The sequence below is a fragment of the uncultured Nostoc sp. genome (assembly GCF_937863485.1).
GTDB lineage: Bacteria > Cyanobacteriota > Cyanobacteriia > Cyanobacteriales > Nostocaceae > Nostoc.
Map to the genome: position 1 here is coordinate 1 of NZ_CALMFY010000071.1, position 20,051 is coordinate 20,051.

15 protein-coding genes and 4 pseudogenes are annotated in these 20,051 nt (G+C 44.7%); 2 read left to right on the forward strand and 17 right to left on the reverse strand.

All coding sequences use genetic code 11. From position 1 onward, the window contains the following. Positions 1 to 521: 521 nt before the first annotated feature. Positions 522 to 1,041, reverse strand: a pseudogene (locus Q0541_RS09730) (transposase); the annotation flags it as partial. A gap of 395 nt (positions 1,042 to 1,436) precedes the next feature. Between Q0541_RS09730 and Q0541_RS09735 the strand changes: the two are divergent. Continuing rightward, positions 1,437 to 2,429, forward strand: coding sequence for a hypothetical protein (locus Q0541_RS09735; protein WP_298908863.1), 993 nt, complete (start codon positions 1,437 to 1,439; stop codon positions 2,427 to 2,429). A 6-nt stretch (positions 2,430 to 2,435) separates the two neighbouring features. Then, a pseudogene (locus tag Q0541_RS09740) lies at positions 2,436 to 2,588 on the forward strand (DUF4277 domain-containing protein); the annotation flags it as partial. Positions 2,589 to 2,871: 283 nt separating this feature from the next. On the opposite strand, the gene Q0541_RS09745 reads toward Q0541_RS09740, so the two are convergent. The 16 genes and pseudogenes from Q0541_RS09745 to Q0541_RS09820 form a co-directional block, all read right to left on the reverse strand. Further along, the gene (locus tag Q0541_RS09745) at positions 2,872 to 3,054 is read right to left on the reverse strand and encodes a hypothetical protein (RefSeq protein ID WP_298908865.1); all 183 of its coding nucleotides are present in this window, start codon (positions 3,052 to 3,054) and stop codon (positions 2,872 to 2,874) included. Positions 3,055 to 3,190: 136 nt separating this feature from the next. Then, positions 3,191 to 4,057, reverse strand: coding sequence for an alpha/beta hydrolase (locus Q0541_RS09750; protein ID WP_298908868.1), 867 nt, complete (start codon positions 4,055 to 4,057; stop codon positions 3,191 to 3,193). 40 nt (positions 4,058 to 4,097) lie between these two features. Next, a pseudogene (locus Q0541_RS09755) lies at positions 4,098 to 4,400 on the reverse strand (SDR family oxidoreductase). Positions 4,401 to 4,590: 190 nt separating this feature from the next. After that, positions 4,591 to 4,926: an MOSC domain-containing protein gene (locus Q0541_RS09760; protein WP_298908869.1), complete on the reverse strand. Its 336-nt coding sequence runs from the start codon at positions 4,924 to 4,926 to the stop codon at positions 4,591 to 4,593. Beyond that, a complete protein-coding gene (locus tag Q0541_RS09765; RefSeq protein WP_298908900.1) occupies positions 4,826 to 5,218 on the reverse strand; it encodes an MOSC domain-containing protein in 393 nt (130 codons plus the stop codon). The genes Q0541_RS09760 and Q0541_RS09765 overlap by 101 nt, the downstream gene beginning before the upstream one ends. Before the next feature lie 54 nt (positions 5,219 to 5,272). Then, complete coding sequence (locus tag Q0541_RS09770; protein WP_298908872.1) at positions 5,273 to 5,620, reverse strand: DUF302 domain-containing protein; 348 nt, start codon at positions 5,618 to 5,620, stop codon at positions 5,273 to 5,275. A 343-nt stretch (positions 5,621 to 5,963) separates the two neighbouring features. Beyond that, complete coding sequence (locus Q0541_RS34385; protein ID WP_366941849.1) at positions 5,964 to 6,221, reverse strand: permease; 258 nt, start codon at positions 6,219 to 6,221, stop codon at positions 5,964 to 5,966. A 48-nt stretch (positions 6,222 to 6,269) separates the two neighbouring features. After that, positions 6,270 to 6,920, reverse strand: coding sequence for an MOSC domain-containing protein (locus tag Q0541_RS09780; protein WP_298908878.1), 651 nt, complete (start codon positions 6,918 to 6,920; stop codon positions 6,270 to 6,272). A 19-nt stretch (positions 6,921 to 6,939) separates the two neighbouring features. After that, positions 6,940 to 7,689 carry an SDR family oxidoreductase gene (locus tag Q0541_RS09785; RefSeq protein ID WP_298908881.1) on the reverse strand — a complete coding sequence of 250 codons (750 nt, stop codon included), beginning with the start codon at positions 7,687 to 7,689 and terminating at the stop codon, positions 6,940 to 6,942. A 213-nt stretch (positions 7,690 to 7,902) separates the two neighbouring features. Then, complete coding sequence (locus tag Q0541_RS09790) at positions 7,903 to 8,814, reverse strand: SDR family NAD(P)-dependent oxidoreductase (protein ID WP_298908885.1); 912 nt, start codon at positions 8,812 to 8,814, stop codon at positions 7,903 to 7,905. 105 nt (positions 8,815 to 8,919) lie between these two features. Next, on the reverse strand, positions 8,920 to 10,497 hold the full coding sequence (locus Q0541_RS09795) for a GMC family oxidoreductase N-terminal domain-containing protein (RefSeq protein ID WP_298908888.1): 1,578 nt from the start codon (positions 10,495 to 10,497) through the stop codon (positions 8,920 to 8,922). 181 nt (positions 10,498 to 10,678) lie between these two features. Then, entirely contained in the window at positions 10,679 to 11,491 is an 813-nt protein-coding gene (locus Q0541_RS09800) for an alpha/beta hydrolase (protein WP_298908890.1), read from the reverse strand. A 114-nt stretch (positions 11,492 to 11,605) separates the two neighbouring features. Next, complete coding sequence (locus Q0541_RS09805) at positions 11,606 to 12,163, reverse strand: DsbA family protein (protein ID WP_298908892.1); 558 nt, start codon at positions 12,161 to 12,163, stop codon at positions 11,606 to 11,608. 244 nt (positions 12,164 to 12,407) lie between these two features. Beyond that, a complete protein-coding gene (locus Q0541_RS09810; protein ID WP_298908895.1) occupies positions 12,408 to 13,037 on the reverse strand; it encodes a response regulator transcription factor in 630 nt (209 codons plus the stop codon). Next, entirely contained in the window at positions 13,034 to 18,979 is a 5,946-nt protein-coding gene (locus Q0541_RS09815; RefSeq protein ID WP_298908898.1) for an AAA family ATPase, read from the reverse strand. The genes Q0541_RS09810 and Q0541_RS09815 overlap by 4 nt, the downstream gene beginning before the upstream one ends. A gap of 861 nt (positions 18,980 to 19,840) precedes the next feature. Further along, positions 19,841 to 20,051 (reverse strand): annotated as a pseudogene (locus Q0541_RS09820) (hypothetical protein); the annotation flags it as partial.

The following is a 20,051-nucleotide window of genomic DNA, read 5'->3' on the forward strand; positions in this document are numbered from 1 at the left end:
TCTTTTTACCAAACTACAAATCTGCCCATCACACAACACCTTGAAAGGGCTAGTTATGACTTAATGTCGTGCGTCGAGCTATTCCCAAATTTCAGGGTCTGCAACCAGAAGAAATACCTTTTTTTCACTTGGCTGATGAGAGAAATTTTGGATGAAAAGATACCAGAGCCTGAAGGAAGAAGTAATCCCCGAGTGGTTAAAAAAACTAGAGCCAAGTTTCCGTCCAAGAAGCCAGTACACAAAGGTACAAGAGTCAAATTTAAAACATTCTTTTTTCTGTACCCAATACTACTTAGAGCTTAACCGAACCGTATTAAGAGTTTGTGGTTCTTCTCTCATCTACAGGCGTTGGGAGTCTGTGTTATGTCAAGTTCGGATAAATACTTATAATAAAGCTGGAATTGTTACAGTGTATTTACGTCTTATGCCGAAACGGATTGCGTAGGCGTAGTCCGTTGTAGACATCGTTAACTATATGAGTACGGAGGAACTTTTGGTTCGATATCGTCAGGCCACAGAAGCAATGAACCAGAAAAATTAGTGATTAAATAGTCAATATTCAGTGGCATCTGTGAAAGTCGCAGCGCAGCCTTCGGCAAGGTGTTCCACCTACATGACGATAGCAATATTTCGCTTTTCACTTAGACCTGTTATTTCTACTTCTTTAGTTACTACCCATCATGTTTTGGGTTTATCTAAGTTGAGTTGAATTTCTGTAAAAGCCTTTTTAGGTAGAGATTGTGCTAATTCATCTAGCCTAATTATTTGTTGACTATTATCTTCCACATTCAGAATTACTTTGCGATTTTTAGCTAATCCTCCTAAATACTTTAATTGACGATTTTCTAACTTTAATAAAAAGGACGTGTTGTTGCCGTAGCCAGCATCTACAATTACTATTCCTGGTTGATAACCACGGTTTCAAGTCTGGTCTATTAATTTAATTGCTCATTGGGGTTTCTTCTCAAATTCTGAGTCTTGTTTCCCTTCAGGTAATGAATCAGCGTGCTGATATAGCTCTATATCTAACGGTAAGCTTTTTTTCCATCATTACGATTGTGATCGGCAATCATTGCGTTTTGTTACCGGAATTTCAAAGCCTACTACCAGAATAATGTACAGGTTCAGTGGCTTGCATACTTCCCCGGTTTGATCAATTACCATTGCAATGCACGAATGGCAATAAACCCAAGAATATAGAAATTTTGCTTTAAATCCTGCAAAAGCTCTATATAGGTTACTTCTCAAGAAAGATGAACACATGTAAAGCCTTTAATAACATGAAGCTTAGGCATGTCTAACTAAACGGACTATGCAAATCTAAAGCTTTGTATCAATAAACAAACTCGTCAATCAGACAACGTTCGCTAACATTAGAACGAGCGCTGTAGGACTAATATTAACCAATAATGACAGTACTTAAGGAGATTCAAATTATGAACAAGACGGAGCAGCAAATCGTGAAGCCGATTGAGCACAAGCAAACACATACAGACTTTGCCAATGCCCAGCAGGCGATGCCTAAACCTCTAGTAATAGCAGGAACATCTGATGGCTTGCTGTTTATTGACTCCAAACAATATGTAGAACTTGAAGGTTGTTCCATCACTGCTCTTGCCTTGAGCCAAGATGGACTGTGGGTGATCGCCGATCGCAATTCAATATGGCATCGCGACCCTAATGGCGAGTGGCGTCAAGTTGCTGCGATAAATGATTTGCGATTGAACTGCATCTTGCCGATCGAGGATGCAGTTCTGGTAGGAACGTCGCAAGCTCATCTCCTCCGCATTACTGATGATGGAAGCACGAATCGGATCAATTGCTTTGAGGCGGTTGAGGGACGCTCCCAATGGTATACACCGTGGGGAGGGCCTCCAGATGTTCGCTCGATGGCAGTAGGTCAATCCGGCGAACTTTATGTAAATGTGCATGTCGGAGGCATTCTGCGCTCTGACGACCAGGGACAGTCATGGCAACCCACCATTGACTTTCATGCAGATGTTCACGAGGTACGAACCATTCAGGCTCGTCGGGATCTCGTGTTGGCAGCTACGGCTGAGGGACTAGCGATTAGTCAAGATAGAGGGAACTCTTGGAGCTTTGACCGCACAAATCTACATGCTGACTACTCACGAGCCGTGGCAGTGTGTGGTGAGACAATTTTGATGACCGTTTCTATGGGCCCATCAGGTGGTAAGGCAGCCATCTATCGCCGTCTACTTGATGAACCAGGCACATTTGAGAAGTGTGAGCCAGGGCTACCGGAGTGGTTAAAAGACAATATCAACACAGGAACCCTTGCCACTTTCAGGAATATAGCTGCTTTCGGAACTTGTGATGGTCAAATCTTCTTCTCGAATGATGCTGGCTTGACGTGGAAGCAGATAGCAGCTTCTTTGCCTGAAATCCTTTGTGTAAATCTGATGTGACCCACTCATCCTCTAGAAAAAGTGAGTGCAGGGCAAATGGTGAAAGCAATGATTCTGAATTGTCTAGGGTTTTTAAGAGCACCATCATATTTGTTTCATCAATTTTTTGTAGGAAAGGTAACAGAGCATCTCATCAGAAGAGGAGTATTAGCAGAACATGAGAAACTGGCAACAGTATTTTCACAACCGATAAGATTTGAAAGTCGGCGACGGAGTATACAAAGGTTTTTATTCCTGCCACAATTGACAATTCAATATCTATGGTTCGCGCTAATTAAAAAATGGATAAAAAATCGCCAAAAAACAACAGAGAAACGATTAATATTCGCTATTGATAGAACACTTCGGGCATTCACCAAATCTATTCGTAATTAGTTTAATTGAGCAAAAAAGAGCAATACCTGTGTACTGGCTGTTGTTATCAAAAAGGGACGAGTGCAATTTAGCAGAACAGAAAAGTTTCAATCTGTTGATTTAACAGCAATTCAAACCTCTCGAAAATCAAGTTCTGTATCCTAATTCTCAAAGCCAGCAGCCGATTCAACGCCGTTGGAGGACGCTTAATTTTAGTGACTTCTACCAGATGGCGTGGGTCAGCGATCGCCACACTTCCCAGTGTTTGCACTCGTTCACTTAGTACATCGATTAACTTAATCTTGGGAATCTCCTTTTTTGTGAATCAATTTGTTATGTCTTTCACCTGTGCCAAAAGACTACTTTTCTTGGTCGTAAAACAGCATTCCAAATAAATTAGAACTACTTCACAGATGCAGTTGCAGCCGCAACGTGAGAAATTGAGCAATATGGTTTGCGATCGCCTTGCCGTCTTCCTCTAGCGCGAAGTGCCCGGTATCAAACAAATGAAACTCAAGGTTCTGCAAGTCGCGTTTGTAGGCGTAGGCTCCCTCGACTAAAAAGCCCTGATCGTTTTTACCCCACACCACCAGCGTGGGTGGTTGATACTGACGCAGGTAAGCTTGCCATTGGGGATACAGCAACAAATTGGACTGGTAGTCGTATTTTAGTGCCAGTTGAATCTCCTGGTTGCCAGGGCGATCGAGAAGCGCTTGATCCAGAATCCAGGTATCGGGGCTGAGGTTTTCTAGATTCTTGGCTCCGGTTGTGTAATAACGTTTTGTGGCATCCGCTGTCATCGTCTGGCGCACCCAATCAGCATTCTCAGGTGTCCGGTTTTGCCAATAGGCTCGCATGGGCTTCCAGAATTCGCCCAATCCTTCCTCGTAGGCGTTGCCATTTTGCACAATCAGCGTTTCTACCCGCTCTGGATGCTGCGTAGCAAGGCGATAGCCAATCGGAGCGCCATAATCCATTAAGTAAAGACTATAATGTTTCAAGTCGATCGCATCGATAAAGCCTGCCATCACTTGGGCAAGGCGATCAAAGGTGTAATCAAACTCATCCACAGAAGGCATGGCACTATAACCAAAGCCAGGGTAATCAGGGGCAACTAGATGGAATTTATCTGCAAGCGCAGGTATGAGATTGCGGAACATGTGAGATGACGTTGGGTAGCCATGCAATAGCAGAATTGTCGGATTATTGTGGGAGCCAGCTTCGCGATAGAAGATATCTAAACCATTGACCAATACCGTGCGAAATGTAGTCATGAATCACTCCTTAAAAGTCAGAGTTATGAAGTTAAATACATCAAGCAAAACTACCCCCAATGGGTAGTGTTACCCCTGTGATCCAGGCTGAATTGAAAGATGCCAGGAAGATAACCGCAGGTGCAATGTCTTGGGGTTGTCCGATCCGACCCAGTGGGATTTGCCTTTCAACCTGCTTTTGGAAATCGCCCTCGACTGCGCCAACCGCGTGTGTGCCTTCTGTTTACACAAAACCAAGATTGATGGCATTTACACGAATGTTGCGTGAACCTAACTCTTTGGAGAGCGACTTTGTGATCGCATCAACTGCCGCTTTGGTGGCACTATAGAATCCATTTGATATCTAATTCGTTGCCAGTCTTTTGAGCATCAGCCAGATAAAACAAAGATTGGTATTGGTAGTCGCATTAGCTTTTTACGGCGGCTACCTTAGCGGGGGCTTCCACGTCGCGAAGTTAGCAAAATGTACCTAGTAGGAACTCAATCCAATAAAAGTAAAACAGCATCAGCATCTATTTCACATCCTGGCGATTTTACTCCTGAAAGTAGTCGCGCCAGCTTTCGGGTAAGGCTTCAAGTTGAGCCGCTTGGTGAAGTAACTCTGGATTGTTCGGCTCATGAGTATAAAGCTGAGTGATATTAGCAACAATAATATTGTTGTCATCCTGGCTCACCAACTCTAAAGTGTCTCCAGATATAACTTCGCCCTCTTGCAAAACACGAAAGTAAAATCCAGTTTGACGACTTGCAAGAAATCGTTTAACCATATCAGGTCGTCCAAACCGAATCCTCAGTTTGTAGCAAGGTAGACGAGGCTGTGTCACCATCAGTTTTACAGTTCCGATATGAAAGCAATCCCCAATGTTCACTTCCTGTTCTCTCAGCCCAGTGGTCGTGAAATTTTCGCCAAAGAATACCTAATGGCAGCCCTGTATCAGGCAATTGACCTCGCCAGTAATCGTAATGCTCGAACGGATATACATAGACTGCTTTGTCTGCTCCTCCATGAACGGTGAGATCGGCTTGCCTATCACCGTCTAAATTGAGCGATCGCAGCATCACCCATTCACTGACTGGTTCTTTGAAAATTCCAGTACTAACTGTTTTTCTTTTCCAGGCCACTTCACGCGCCAGTCCGACGTTTACAGAAACGAGTTTCATGGTAATTTTAAATTGGGTCAATAGTCAAGTATCTAAATTGAATTAACAAATAAGTTAATTAAAGAGTGCTTGATGAATTAAAGGTGTAATAATAGCGATGTTCTTCGCCAACTCATCGGAGAGAGAAAATCGCTGTTTTAAGTAATTAGGATCGTTATAACTCACCCACACCTTGCCATCAGTAGTTTCCCATGCCAGTACTTTCAAGGGTAAATCCAGGGCGATTGTTGGTTCTGCCACCATGAGTGGAGTTCCGGCTTTCGGGCTGCCAAATAGCAACAACTGCGTCGGACACAAGCTTAGTCCGACTTTTTCGGCTTCAGCCTGTTGATCAATACGGGCAAAAACGGTGATGCCTTTTGCTTGAATAATGGCTGCAAAGCGATCAATAGTTTCAGTCACTGCATACGGGCTGTAATAAAAATAGCACTTGAATTAATTAATCCGGAACATCTCAAAAATTGGTTTACAAATTGCTGCTACTGTACCTCATAAACTCCAAATATGCTGTAAGTAGTAATTGTAGAATGACAATTACTTTTTACCAACATCGTTTCCCAACCAAAACTATTTGTTACTGGTGGTTAGCTTGGTGTTATCTACAACGTGAGTGATCAGAAAAGCGATATTTCTAAATTGAAAATCAATGATTACTCGTTCAGCCGAATCAGAAACAGGTAAAGACGTTTGTGCAAAACCTCACATCTAATCACGATGATGGTGGTGAGAGTGTGCCATTGCACGTTCAGGATGATTCATCATCCGCTGCATACGAGCAGGATGACGAGGCTGCACCTAAACCACAGGCTATTGCGATCGATCCAGTCGCATCATCGGGCATGAGCCGTACCATTTCAGACTTTGATACCACAGCCTGAATGATCGCGGATAGGGTGAATCCCAAAATTAATGCCCACAAAATCTCCCAAAACATGTTGAACGCCATCCAGAGAGCATGAGCGATCGCGCTGATCGGCTCTGTAAACAGATTAATAGTGTCCATAGTTTATCGGTTGATGATAGTGAAATGCGATTGTTTATTCGGGTTGATCTATCTCACATCCGAACGGCGGATCTGCTCCTGGAAATAGTCTCGCCAACTTGCAGGTAACGCTTCTAGTTGCGCGGCACAGTGCAGTAATTCTGGGTTGTTTTGCTCACGCATATAAAGCTGAATGATATTAGCAACAGTAACATTGTTGTCATCCCGGCTCATCAACTCTAAAGTGTCTCCGACTCCAACTTCGCCCTCTTGCAAAACCCGAAAGTAAAATCCGCTGCGACGACTGGCGAGAAATCGTTTCACCATATCCGATCGCCCAAAGCGAATCCCTAGTTTATAGCAGGGTAAACGCGGTTGAGTCACCATTAGTTCCACACTACCGATTTTGAAGCGATCGCCAATGTTCAGTTCTTCTTCTTTAAATCCCGTAACTGTGAAATTTTCGCCAAAGATACCGAGTGTTAGCTCTGTGTTAGGCAATTCACTTTGCCAATACTCATAATGTTCAAATGGATAAACATAAATTGCTTTATCTACTCCGCCATGAACGGTGAGATCCGCTTGGCGATCGCCGTCTAAATTGAGTTCACGCACCATCACTCTCGAATTGATCGGCTCTTTGAAAATTCCAGTGCGGACGGGTTTTCCTTTCCAGGTCACTTCACGCGGCAGTCCGACATTAACAGAGATAAGCTTCATCTTTAACTCCTTTTGGACTTCAAATCTGTGCCATACCGCCATCGACAAACAACTCAATCCCGTTTACAAAGCTGCTGTCACCTGAAGCGAGAAAGACAACGGCTTTGGCAATCTCATCGGGTTTGCCGACTCGTCCCAGTGGGATGGCGCTGACTTGACTGTCCACGAATTCTTGCAATTGCTGGTCATTCAGTCCCAAATGATCGTAACCAGAAGTCGGAACCACACCAGGGCTAATGGCATTCACTCGGATCTTGCGTTCTCTGAGGTCGAGTATCCAATTCCGAGCAAATGATCTCACGGCGGCTTTGGTGGCGCTGTAAACACTGAAAGCTGGCGTACCTTTTATAGAAGTCTGAGAAGCATTCAGGATAATAGAAGCGCCCTCTGGCAACAGTGGCAGTGCCTTTTGTACGGTGAACAGCAAACCTTTGACGTTTATGTTGAATGTTTTGTCAAAGTGTTCCTCTGTAATTGCTCCAAGTGGAGCAATTTGTCCACCGCCAGCATTAGCGAAGATGAGATCGAGGTGTCCTTGCTCTTGCTTAATGGTGGCAAACAGACGATCAAGGTCTGCCAGATTAGAAACATCACTCTGTACAGCCGTAACATTTTTACCAATGGCTTCTACAGCAGCATCCAGTTCGACTTGGCGACGACCCGTGATGTAGACATAGGCACCTTCAGCAACAAACTGTTTGGCTGTGGCAAGACCGATACCACTGTTGCCACCCGTGACAAGGGCGATTTTTCCTTCTAGTTTTCTCATTATGCTAATCCTTTGATTGTTGGGTTTAAAGCGGTCAGTTACTAATGGAGAGTGGAGTCAGGAGGAAGAATAGTCAGCCTGTATTGGGGAGCTAGGGCGATCGTCTTTTGTATCTTAACAAGCGTGCCATTCGGGCATGATGGACGAAAGGCTGGCAGGCTTACGACCGGCAATTCGTTCATCAACAGCGTGAAGCTCACTGTTACTGCCAGGTCAAGCGAGCAGGCGCAACGATTCATTCCAGAGCCGATCGGCATTGTCTGGGTTCAGGGCGTAGGGGGCAACTCCGCTCATATAGCCGTTCCCGTTGGTGACGAGAGTGGCTTCATTGCAGTCCTCGAAATAGCGTCCGCCAACGTCCTTTAGTAGCAAAGAGGTTGCCAACAGAACGGAAGTTGCCGCACCCTGCGCTATTGTCTTCTGCCGCTCAGGTGGGGTTCTAAGACCGCCCGTATGACGCTGGAGGTTGGTTGCGATCGCCCCAGGCATCATGGCATTAGCGGTAATGCCATCCTTGAACCAGCGCGCAGTAGCACCCACAGCAAAGAGGATGCTTGCGGTCTTGGACTGTCCATACGCCAACCACGGATCATAAGGACGGAACATGAAGTGAATATCATCGAACACAATGGGCGACATCAGGTGCCCGCTAGAACTAACCGACACGATACGGGCGGCACCCTCTGCAGCGAGAGCGTCGTGTAGTCCGAGCGCTAGGGCAAAGTGTCCGAGATAGTTAGTGGCAAATTGCATCTCCCAGTCTTCGGGTGTGCGCTGTTCGGGCAGTGCCATTACCCCTGCATTATTAACGAGGATGTGCAGCGGCTCACGCCAGGCAGCAATGAACTTGGCAATTGAGTTGCGATCGCTTAAATCAAGCGGAGCAACATGAATATTCCGGTTCCCAGTAGTAGCCATAATGTCAGCCGCGACTTGCGCTCCAGCATCGGTATTACGCACAGCTAGTGTGACGATCGCTCCAGTTTGAGCCAGTGCCCGCGCCGTTTCTACGCCAATGCCCGATGCGGCTCCCGTAACGATCGCCCGCTTGCCGGAAAGATCAATTCCTTCTACGACCTCGGCGGCGGCGGAATGTCGTCCGAATGGTGTTGTAATCAGTGCCATTGTGTATTCCTTTACAGAGGTCGAGTGTTCTGTTTGCCTAACATCGACCGATAAACGCTCAACAGGTATGATAATCTGAGATTGATTAAAGACGATCGCCCGTTTCTAAATAGATGAATACGCCGGATTTTGGACGTTAGATTTGCTGAGAACCGTTCGTGCTGTGCGACCTGCTTTAATTAAATCCGCTGCCTTCTCACCAATCATGATGGTGGGTGCGTTCGTATTTCCGGTCGTGATGGTGGGCATGATGGAGGCATCAACAACTCGCAACCCCTCAATTCCATGTACCCGTAGTTCAGGATCGACCACCGCCATTGGGTCGGTACCCATTTTGCAGGTGCCAACCGGATGCCACACTGTGCTGCAATTGTTACGGATATAAGCAACGAGTGCTTCATCACTCTGAACCTCAGCACCCGGAGCAATTTCTGCACCACGAAATTCATCAAAGAAGTTGCTACGAAGCAATTGCCGCATTAATTTAATTCCCTCAACCAACTTCTTCACATCGGTTTCATTTTGCAGATAGTTCATCCGCAACATCGGTGTGTCTTTAGGATCAGGCGATCGCAAACTGACGCTGCCAATATTTTGGAGACAGGTAAGAGAGACTGCACCCGTAAATCCAAAATCAGCGGGAGCATAACCAGGTGACAAGAATTGAATAGGGCCGAAGAAGAACTGCAAATCAGGTGTAGCCTCCACATCCCCCTTACTATGCAAAAATAATCCGGCTTCGACTCCATTACTGGTGATGGCGGGGTGTATATCTTGAGTAACTTCTTGAACGACACAAGTGAGAATGTGATCCTGAAGGTTTTGACCGACACCCGGCAAATCTGCAACGACAGAAATTCCCATCGCTTGCAGGTGTTCGGCAGTACCAATTCCAGAAAGCATTAGCAGTTTGGGCGAATCAAACGCACCTGCACTTAAAATCACTTCCTGGTTGACTCTGACCTGGTGGAGCGTACCTTCATGCAGATATTCCACTCCCACACAGCGAGTGCCCTCAACAAGCAATCTCGTCACTAATGCCCCTGTGATTACAGTCAAATTGGGACGATGGAGAATGGGTAGAAGAAAAGCAGCCGCAGCACTGTGCCGTTTACCATCCTTAACCGTCAATTGATAGAGTCCTACCCCTTCTTGCTGTACACCATTAAAATCAGGATTGTAGTTGTATCCCATTGACACACAGGCATCTACAAAGCGTTGGGAGACCACAGCAGGGGACATCAAATCGGTAACGCTCAACTCCCCATCAACCCCGTGAAATTCTGATGCGCCTCGGTGGTGCTGCTCCGATTTCTTGAAATAGGGCAAGACCTCCTGATAACTCCAACCGGGATTTCCTAATTCTTGCCAGCGATCGTAATCTTGAGGATTGCCCCGGATATACATCATGAAATTAATTGAACTGCTGCCCCCTAAGACTTTGCCACGGGAACAAAACATTTTGCGACCCTTCAGGTAGGGTTCCGGCTCAGAAAAGTAACCCCAATCAACTTCAGAGCCTATTAGGCTAAAGCATTGCGCTGGAATTTGAATTTCTGGTTTTGTAGCTGGGTTGCCCGCTTCCAGGAGTAACACGGTTGTGTCATAGTCTTCGGTTAGACGATTGGCAACCACACAACCAGCCGACCCTGCACCGATTACAATGTAGTCATAATTAGTCATAAAGTTCTCTTCCTCTGTTATCTACAATGGATAAATGGAGTTAAGAATGAACTGATTTAAAGACCGATTGCTGAATTTAACTGCGTACCAATGGTGTATCCACCAAATGTTCTGCCAGAAACCAAACTTGCGTCTCATTGGTTCGCAGGACTTGGCTTACTAACAAATCCTTAAATTGGGATTACTTCACAGCAGTGCTTGCTGCTTCAATCACTTTGGCAACCTCTTTTGGATGAGAGATAAAAGAAACATGACTGGAGTTAACTTCGGTTGTCTTAGCACCAATCCGTTTAGCCATAAATCGTTGAAGTTCAGGGTTGATGGCGCGATCGCTTTGAGTCACGATAAACCAGGAAGGAATCGTTTTCCAGGCGATTTCATTCACTGATTGCTCAAACGCTGCGCTAGCGATCGGCTTTTGGGTTGCTGCCATCACTCGCGCCTCAGCCTTCGATACGTCCTGGGCAAAAAATTCGTGAAACTTCCCGCGATCAATATAGAGAAAGTTTCCAGCATCAGATACGATCGCCGTGCTAATCGGAGCTGCTGCGTACCTTTTATTCAAATCACTCGTCTTTTCACCGACATCTGGTGCGAAAGCATTAACATAAACCAGAGCTTTCACCTGTGGATTGCCAGCCGCCGCACCCGTGATCACATTTCCACCATAGGAATGTCCAACTACTACAACGGAACCTTTCTGATCATCAATCACCCGCTTCGTCGTTGCCACATCATCAGCAAGCGAGGTGAGCGGAATCTGCACAGCGGTCACTCTGTAGCCATCCTGCTCCAACAATGGAATGACGTGTTGCCATGATGTACCGTCAGCATAAGCCCCATGAACGAGAACGATCGCAGGTTTAGAGTTGGACGCTTGAGGTAATTCCCTGGAGGTGGCTGATGTTGGATGCATTGATATTCCAACGACAACACTTAATGCAAATAACCACAGCAACAATTTTTGAACTTTTTTCCATGTAAAAACCATCATTGCGATCGCCTCTGCATTCTTGCTAAATTGCTGAAATCTCTGATTCTTGTCGTCCGTATAGAAATTATGAAATACTCCCCGCTGAAATACTTGTTGGGATAAGCATCAAAAACCTTAATCATTTGCAGCAACAATGGCTGCCATTATCTGCTCAACAGTCCAGCGATCAAGATAGCGAATTCCATTAATAAACAAAGCGGGTGCAGCCTCCACTCCACTTCGCAGTCCACCTTCGATGTCCGCATTAATCCGATTGACATACGCTCCCTTGGATAAATCCTGCAAAAATTGAGAAATATCAAGTCCTAAACGATTGGCGTACTCTACTAGATAGCCATTTCCCAATTCCTGTTGATGGATAAACAGCATCTCATGCATTTGCCAAAACTGCCCTTGAGCCGCTGCTGCTTCCGCGGCTTCTGCTGCTCGTTGAGCATGTGGATGAATCTGTACCTGAGGAAAATGACGGAAGATAAAACCTAAATTGTTTTCTCCAAACGAAACATTCAATTGCTGTTGAGCGACTTTAATCAATCGATAGACGTTGGCACTTTGAAAACATTCATAATCTCCATACATGACGAAGACTACAGCAGCATTCAGTGCACCTTGAATATGATCCTGGGTTGAAGGCAGAACGAATAGAGAACGATTATCACGGTCGTAAGTCATGTTTCGGTTTGTATTAAGCAAACTTAAGCCTTACAACCCAACTGCATTAACGTTACTATGGATTTAATATAGACAATTTACTACCTCTTGTCGTCCACTCTGGGTTGACATTTTTGTACAATCGGGTGATGGATGAACCTGTCCATCTCGCAGTTGAAGGTTGTCTCCAACTAAAGTTGGAGTCTAAAGCCAATCTAAAGGGGAAAAAGTAAAAATTCACTTCCCTTCCCTCCTTTTTCCTCACTTACAAACTGACAATCCCACGCTTAACAGCAGTAATCACGGCTTGTGTGCGATCGCTCACGCCCAGTTTGCTCAAAATCCGATTTACATGCGATTTGACAGTGCTTTCACCAATACTCAAAGTAGTCCCAATTTCCTGATTACTCATTCCTTGTGCCATCAAACGCAGCACTTCCAACTCTCGTTCACTCAGTTCTGGATTGCTCATTCGCTGCAATAATTTTGCGCCCACTTCTGGCGGAATATATTTCTGACCATTATGAATGGCGCGAATCGCATTTAAAAGCTCGCCAGGTTTAGCATCCTTAAGCAGATAGCCTTGAGCGCCCGCCTGCAAGCCGCGATAGATGTCTTCATCACTATCGTAGGTCGTGAGTACTGCGATTCGAGCCTGCTTAAATTCAGCACAAATCGCCATAATAGCTTCAACACCTCCCATTTTGGGCATTCGTAAATCCATTAGTGTGACATCAGGTTGGTATTCTCGAAACGCGTCGGTCGCCTGTTGCCCATCTTCAGCTTGAGCAATCACGGTCATTTCTGGATCGCGGTTAATGATGGTTGCTAGACCCTTTCTGACTATGGCATGGTCGTCAACAATCAGCACTCGAATCGTAGTGGATTGGCTCATTGTAATTCTCCCACTCGATTGATGGTGACAATAATTTCTGTTCCCTGTCCCGGTTGGCTTTGAATCAATAGTTGTGCGTTAATGCGCTCTGCTCGTTCGCTCATTCCTAATAAGCCAAACCCACCGCTCAAAGGAATGCTGCCCACTCCAAAGCCCCTGCCATCGTCTTTAATCTGTAAGATACACTGTGTCTGGTTGTACACTAACTCAACCCGAATTTCGCCAGCACTTGCGTATTTAATCGCGTTGGTTAATGCTTCCTGCCCAATTCGGAGTAAGTTATTCTCCATTTCGGTTGGTAAGGAATAGGCTGTCCCCTGAGTCTCGTAAATCAGAATCGTATCGGTCGTTGCTCGCATTTGAGCCACAATACGATGCAGGGCACTCTCTAAATTACCTTCTTCTAGTAGCCGCGGACGGAGTGCTGATACGGATCGCCGTGCCCCTGCCAGCCCAGCGCGTGCTAATTCCTCAATCATTTCCAGATGTACTTGGGTTGCTTCCGGGTCATCCGCCAGCACTTGTGTTGCTGCTCCAACTTGAAGCAGAATACCTGTGAAGGATTGAGCTAGTGTATCATGAATTTCTCGCGCCATCCGGTTACGCTCTTCTAAAATGGAAGTGTGTTCAGCTCGTTTACGATCGCTAATGTCTGTCATGAGACTATAGAAACCTCTTACCTGAGCATTGTCATCGAAATCAGGAATAAAGGTCGCGCTGATGCACCGCTTATCATCTGGAAAAGGGATTTCTGCTTCTAGAGGGACAGTTTGCCCTGCAAACACCTGATTAATATACGGTTCAACCCGTTCATAAACCGCCTCACCGAGCAGTTGGCGAACAGGGTTGCCCAGAATTTCATTGCGGCTACGGTTAAACCAAACCTCATAGGTACGGTTGATAAATTGATAACACCGATTGGCATCTACATAGCTGATCAGAACTGGTAGAGCGTCGGCAATCAGTCGTAATTCCTGTTCTCGTAAGCGCAGCTCTGCTTCGCTTTGTTGTAAAGCTACCGTTCGTTCTGCCACCTGAAGTTCCAGGGTAAGGTTGTATTCGGTTAACAGTTTCTGTGCTCGTCTTTGCTCTGTAATGTCTTGAAAAGCTACGATTGCATAAGCCACGTTACCCTGTTCGTCAAAAACTGGAGTTCCCCATGCCTCAATTGGAATAGTTATGTCGTTTCGGCGAATTTCCATGTCATCAACCGTGGTGCGTTCACCTTTTAATGCACGGACAATTGGCAGTTGGTCACTTGGATATATTTCATTTGTTCTCGCCCGATAAAACTGATAAACCTCTGCAAACCGATCTGGTGTTACAGCAGGATCGACACCTTTACCCACTAGCTGAATTCTCCGTTGGTTGGCGTAATAAGGGTGACCCCTTGCATCCAATACTGCAATGGCTACTGGAACTGCTTCTAGAAATTGAGCCATTCTACTTTCACTCTTCCGTAGGTTTGAGTAGAGCTTGGCATTTTCGATCGCGATCGCTGCCTGAGTGGATAGAAGATTCAGAAGTTGCGATCGATCGGTTGTAAATACCCCAGTTGCTAATTGATTTTCTAAATACAAAACACCGACGAGTTTACTTTGGTTTAATAATGGCAAGCAAAGGATAGATTGGGTTTGGTGGCATTGAATGTATGGTTCATTGATAAAATTACCTTCACGAGTTGCATTATTTAAGATGACTGATTCATGCGTTCTGATCACATACTGAATGATTGATTTGGGTAGGCGATCTGCCATTGGTATTGATCGCATTACTCGTGTAATACAAACCTGTTCACCCTCATTGAGTTCACAGGCAACCTCGATTTTCCATTCGTCTACATTTTCCAAAAGCAAGCATCCGGTTTGGGCACCCGCATTCTCAATTAATATTTGCATTAAAGAATGAAGCAATTGCTCCAGTTCAATTTCACTGGAAATCGCTTGTGATGCTTTCATTACCGTCGCTAAATCAAAAGCAACTTGCGGGGCATTAGAGGTCATTCCAGTAGTAGTGCCGATTAGTGTAGAGTCTACGCTAGACGACTGAGGAAAGAACTGGGGATAGCAAGTTTCTAAATCTTTAACCTTTGCCGTTGCTCCCCACCGCTCATAACAGTAATGGGCTTCCTTCATATAGAGTTGAGCAAACTTTATCAGACCTCGCCCTAGATAATGCTTGGCAGCTAATTCATATGCTAATGCCTCTTCCTGGATATATTCGTTTTCTTTAGCTCCTTGAATCGCTTGTTCATAGAATTTTTCTGCCTCAAGCAACTGACCTAAAACCCGCGCTTTTTCTGCCTCGACTAAATGATATTTATGCAAAAAATTCATAGGCGCATGACGCGCCCATTTATGCATTTTTTCCTGGTTGCTACTCACGTTAAGGAACAATACTTTTTGTTCTGAATCAGGAGCATATGAATAAATTGCTAGTCGCACCAAGGAGTCATAAAAGCGAAGCAATGGCATCGTTACCTGCCCTGGCGCACCTTTCAGATACCCCTCAGCCGCATTTGCACTCTTTAACGCTTGAGTAAACTGCCCAAATAAATAGCAAAGGATCAGCTTGTTGATATAGAAATATTGAAATCCAAGAGAATCATTGGTTGCTAAATAGCGGTTCAATCCCTGCTGCTCATTGTAAACAGCGCCTTGTAAACAGTAAGGGATATCAACGTGTCCTTGTAAATTAAGCACTGCCTGCCAAAAGATTTGATGGTAATTCAAACAGGCTCCCTGCTTCAATTGGGCGATAGCATAGCTACAGTTCTTCATCTGACGTTCTAATTCTGTCAGTTCTAATCCACTGAAATATAAATACTCACATTTTTGGTAAGCCGCTAAACCTGCAAATACAAAATCTCCAGTTTCTACTCCACTGGAGTAACTTTCTTGCAACAGGGATGTAACTTCTCTAAAATGGGATTTCCCAAAGCTGATGCCTTCTGCAACATTTAGAAAGGTTTTACTCTTAAGCTCTTTCGCATTCAACCGTTCTACAAGGTTGAGGGCGAGTTGACCGAACTGATGAGCTTTCTCTACATCCTGGGCTGCGGCCGTAATAACGACTCCATAAGAAGCATAGGCGACCGCAGAGGTGGGTGCATTACCATATTGAATCGATAACTTGACTTGCTCGCACGCTATCAGCCAAAACAGTGCAGGTACAGCCTGAAAGGCAGGAGAAATGATATTTGAAATAATTCGCATGGCTGCCAATCTATTGGCATCTGCCATTAAAGGTAAATGCACCAAATCTTGAATATTCTTTCCTTTCAGAACTTTTCTTGTTTCTGAAAGTACTTGTTGAATCTGGAATTCCGTAGGTGATTCTGGTAGGTTCAGGCCTAGTTTTGCCAACACTTGCAACCCGACTTTAATCGCGTCTAACTTGTGAGTCTGTGCTACATAGGTTTTGATTGTAACTTCATGAACTTTCACTTGATCTAAAATGGTTCTGGCTTCTTGAAGAACAATAGCAACCCATTGCTCCATCGCCAGAAAGTCACCGGATAGATAGGCAGTTTCTGCGGCTTCTTCATGGAGAACCAAACTGAGGTCATACTGATGTTGCCAACTATCGGTTGCGAGTAACTCGATGCCTGCGATCGCATACTTTAAAGCTGCACTGTAGGCAGTTGCCGCTTTGGCTTTTTGGGCTGCCATTAAGTTGAGTCTGGCAATGCTATTTCGTTCCTGCCCAGAGACGACGAGATCAACCCCTAAATTGAGATGATCTACAATTTCAAACAGTCGCTCTGATAACTCCTCTGACAACATTTTTTCAAGCAGATTGCGACCGATTTGGAGATGAACCACTTGTTTGTGCAACTCATCAATTAGATCATAAGCAGCTTGCTGGACGCGATCATGCGAAAACTTGTAATTTTGGATCAGCAGATTCTCATCTAACTCTGAGGTTTCAAGGAGCAACTCTGACTGAATTACGGTTGTGAGTTCTGCAAAAATTTCAACCGTTGGTCGTTCACAGATAACTGAGAGTGTCGCTAAATCAAACTCAGCACCGATACAAGCAGCTAAGGATAAAACCTGTTGAGTTTGTTTTGGAAATTGTTTCAGCTTTCCGATGATTAACTCCACTACATTGTCGGTAATATTTTTGGCTTTAATATGAGTAATGTCCCATTGCCAGCGTAGTTGATTAATGTCGAAGACGATGAGACCTTCAATGTATAGCGCTTTGAGAAATTCATTGGTGAAGTAGGGATTGCCGTTGGCTTTACGCCATATCAGTTCTGCTAAAGGTGCAATCGACTCAGTATACGTGTGCAAGGTTTCAGCAATCAGTTGAGCCACCGCCCCTAGTTCTAACGGAGCTAACATTATCTGACTAATAGTAACAGTTTCATGTTTTAGCTTCTCTAAAGTTGTAATCAGCGAATGTGCTTGAGTGACTTCGTGATCCCGATAAGCTCCAATCAAAAACAGGGCTTGTATCCCACGGTCGCTCAAAATTAACTCGATGAGCTTGAGTGTAGCAGAGTCTACCCATTGCAAATCATCCAGAAAGATGACTAGAGGATGCTCAGGAGAACAGCACGCTCGAATGAACTTCTGAAAGACAAGGTTAAACCGATTTTGTGCTTCAGTTGCTCCAACTTCTGCTACGGGTGGTTGCTTGCCAATAATCCACTCAACTTCTGGAATGACATCAATAATCAGTTGTCCATTACTTCCTAAAGCTGTAAGCAAGCGCGATCGCCATTCTTGCAATTCTTCGTCAGGTTCACTTAGCAATTGTTGAACCAGTTTTCGTAGAGCATCCGCGATCGCGCTGTAAGGAATATTGCGCTGAAATTGGTCAAACTTACCCGAGGTGAAATAACCACGCTTTGCTGTGATGGGTTTGTAGAGTTCCTGTACTAAGGCTGATTTACCAATGCCAGCATAACCAGACACCAACATCATCTCAATATTGCATTGAGCATTTCTCTCATTTCCTATCCCTGCTACTCTCTCAAATGCTGCTAATAATGCTGCAATCTCTGCTTCTCGTCCATACAACTTCTGGGGAATGTGAAACTGATCACAAACATCTTGTAAACCCAGTTGGATATTGCCAATTTGCCCTGTTTCTGTAAGTTGGGCTGCACAAAGTTCTAAATCTGCTTTAATGCCCCAGGCGCTTTGATAGCGATCTTCTGCATTTTTCGCCATCAGTTTGAAAATGATATCTAAAACTGGCTTGTGAATCTTTGTATTTTTTTCATGAGGCAGAGGTGGCTGCTTGGCAATATGACAATGGACTAGCTCAAGGATGTCCGTTGTTGGAAACGGCAAATGTCCGGTTAGCAATTTGTAGAATGTCACACCAAGGGAGTAAAAATCGGTACGGTAATCGAGTAAACGATTCATGCGCCCGGTTTGCTCCGGAGATAGATATGCGAGTGTCCCTTCTAAAACATGAGGGCTTTTGAAAGTCGGATTCGTGCAGTTAAATTGGGTGGCAATCCCAAAGTCAATAATTTTGACAACGCCAGTATTCAGATTGAGGACTATGTTTCCAGGGTTGATATCTTTATGAATGACATTGGCTGCATGGATTCTGCCCAGAATGTCGCAAATCGCGATCGCAAGACTTAGAAAAGTGGATAAGGGCATGGGGCAGAATATATCTGGACACTTGTGCATCCATTGCTCTAAGGACTCTCCCCCAAAATCTTCTAACAGAATCACCAGAGTGCGTTGATAGTCCTGCTGGCTATATGCCTTGACAACTCCTTCCAGATTGAGCAAACGGGTAATTTTATATTCCTGTCTGTAGCGGGTCAGTTCTTGGACAGAGGGATAATCAAGCTTTAGCATTTTTACCACGATCCCTACTCCATCGTCTCTGATGCCACGATACACTAAAGAATTAGAACTTTCGTATATTTTGTCTTGGATGGCAATACCAGGTAGAGCAATCGCAATCATAGAGCAACTCTTGAGGTATAATCTGGCATACCTCAAACTATACAGCAATTCTTATAATAAGAATAATCACTCACCGTCTGTGTAATCCAGAATGAGTTTGATGAAATTAAGAGATTGATAACTAAACTATAATTTCCGACTCCAGAACTTTCAACAATTTCTCTTCCAAAAGCCGTCAAATAAGCTCGCTTCAGCTTCCCTAGCGGCGTACACGACAATATTCCTCAAATGTGCTATGGGTCGAACGGTAAAGCCTGCGATCGCCTACGGCGGGGCGCAGCCCATCGCACAACTGCATCAACGCTTTACCTGCTTCAAAAACCGCTCTCTCCAGTTTCCTCTCTAAGTGCAGGCGGTAAGCTAAAAGGCAAGCTTTTTGTCAGATCAGGCTTGCATATTCTTTAAATGTTCTCAAATTTTACCCCTATTGTTGGCAGGTGGAACAACGTTTGAAGATATTTGGTTGTCGCTGCGTAGACGCTTTTAGCAGCTTCTAGCAGACATCTAAGTTTTGTTTTCTGGACTGGGTTACGTAATAGTTGTGCTCAGTGTAACGAACCTATTACAATCTGATGCTGTAATGTGTGTTTAGAAGTAGAGCAATCAACGTAGACAATAATCTCGCCCTGGTCTACATGCGATCGCTTGACTTTGAAACAAAAGTAACCGCTTGGATCAAATGGGACAACTTAGATGATATCAGATGAAGTATTCAAACGAAAGGTATTAGACAAGGTAACTCGGCGGCTGATTCCCTTGTTATTTGTACTTTATATCATTGCTTATTTGGATCGGGTTAATAGAGTTGTCGGGAAATAAAAGATGAGTGAGGCAATGGTGATCTTGCGACACCAGATTTTCTTAAGCAGCCATCAAGTAGAAGTTCCATAATCCTGCTGCGGTCAGCATCAAGTGATCATCAAAGTTTTCAATCCGATTACGATAAATAACACTGGCAGCGTTGTATCGCTCTAATAGGGAGTAGGGAGTAGGGAGTAGGGAGTAGGGAAGAAAGAAGGGGAGCAACGCGATTTTGTGAGGTGCTGCAACCTGGGACGTATATAGCTTGTTT

Coding starts and splice junctions, on each gene's coding strand:
- Q0541_RS09795 (WP_298908888.1), bottom strand. CDS start 10,497: ATGACTAATTATGACTACATTGTAATCGGTGCAGGGTCGGCTGGTTGT.
- Q0541_RS09735 (WP_298908863.1), top strand. CDS start 1,437: ATGAACAAGACGGAGCAGCAAATCGTGAAGCCGATTGAGCACAAGCAA.
- Q0541_RS09805 (WP_298908892.1), bottom strand. CDS start 12,163: ATGACTTACGACCGTGATAATCGTTCTCTATTCGTTCTGCCTTCAACC.
- Q0541_RS34385 (WP_366941849.1), bottom strand. CDS start 6,221: ATGGACACTATTAATCTGTTTACAGAGCCGATCAGCGCGATCGCTCAT.
- Q0541_RS09810 (WP_298908895.1), bottom strand. CDS start 13,037: ATGAGCCAATCCACTACGATTCGAGTGCTGATTGTTGACGACCATGCC.
- Q0541_RS09780 (WP_298908878.1), bottom strand. CDS start 6,920: ATGAAGCTTATCTCTGTTAATGTCGGACTGCCGCGTGAAGTGACCTGG.
- Q0541_RS09800 (WP_298908890.1), bottom strand. CDS start 11,491: ATGATGGTTTTTACATGGAAAAAAGTTCAAAAATTGTTGCTGTGGTTA.
- Q0541_RS09785 (WP_298908881.1), bottom strand. CDS start 7,689: ATGAGAAAACTAGAAGGAAAAATCGCCCTTGTCACGGGTGGCAACAGT.
- Q0541_RS09765 (WP_298908900.1), bottom strand. CDS start 5,218: ATGAAACTCGTTTCTGTAAACGTCGGACTGGCGCGTGAAGTGGCCTGG.
- Q0541_RS09750 (WP_298908868.1), bottom strand. CDS start 4,057: ATGACTACATTTCGCACGGTATTGGTCAATGGTTTAGATATCTTCTAT.
- Q0541_RS09790 (WP_298908885.1), bottom strand. CDS start 8,814: ATGGCACTGATTACAACACCATTCGGACGACATTCCGCCGCCGCCGAG.
- Q0541_RS09815 (WP_298908898.1), bottom strand. CDS start 18,979: ATGATTGCGATTGCTCTACCTGGTATTGCCATCCAAGACAAAATATAC.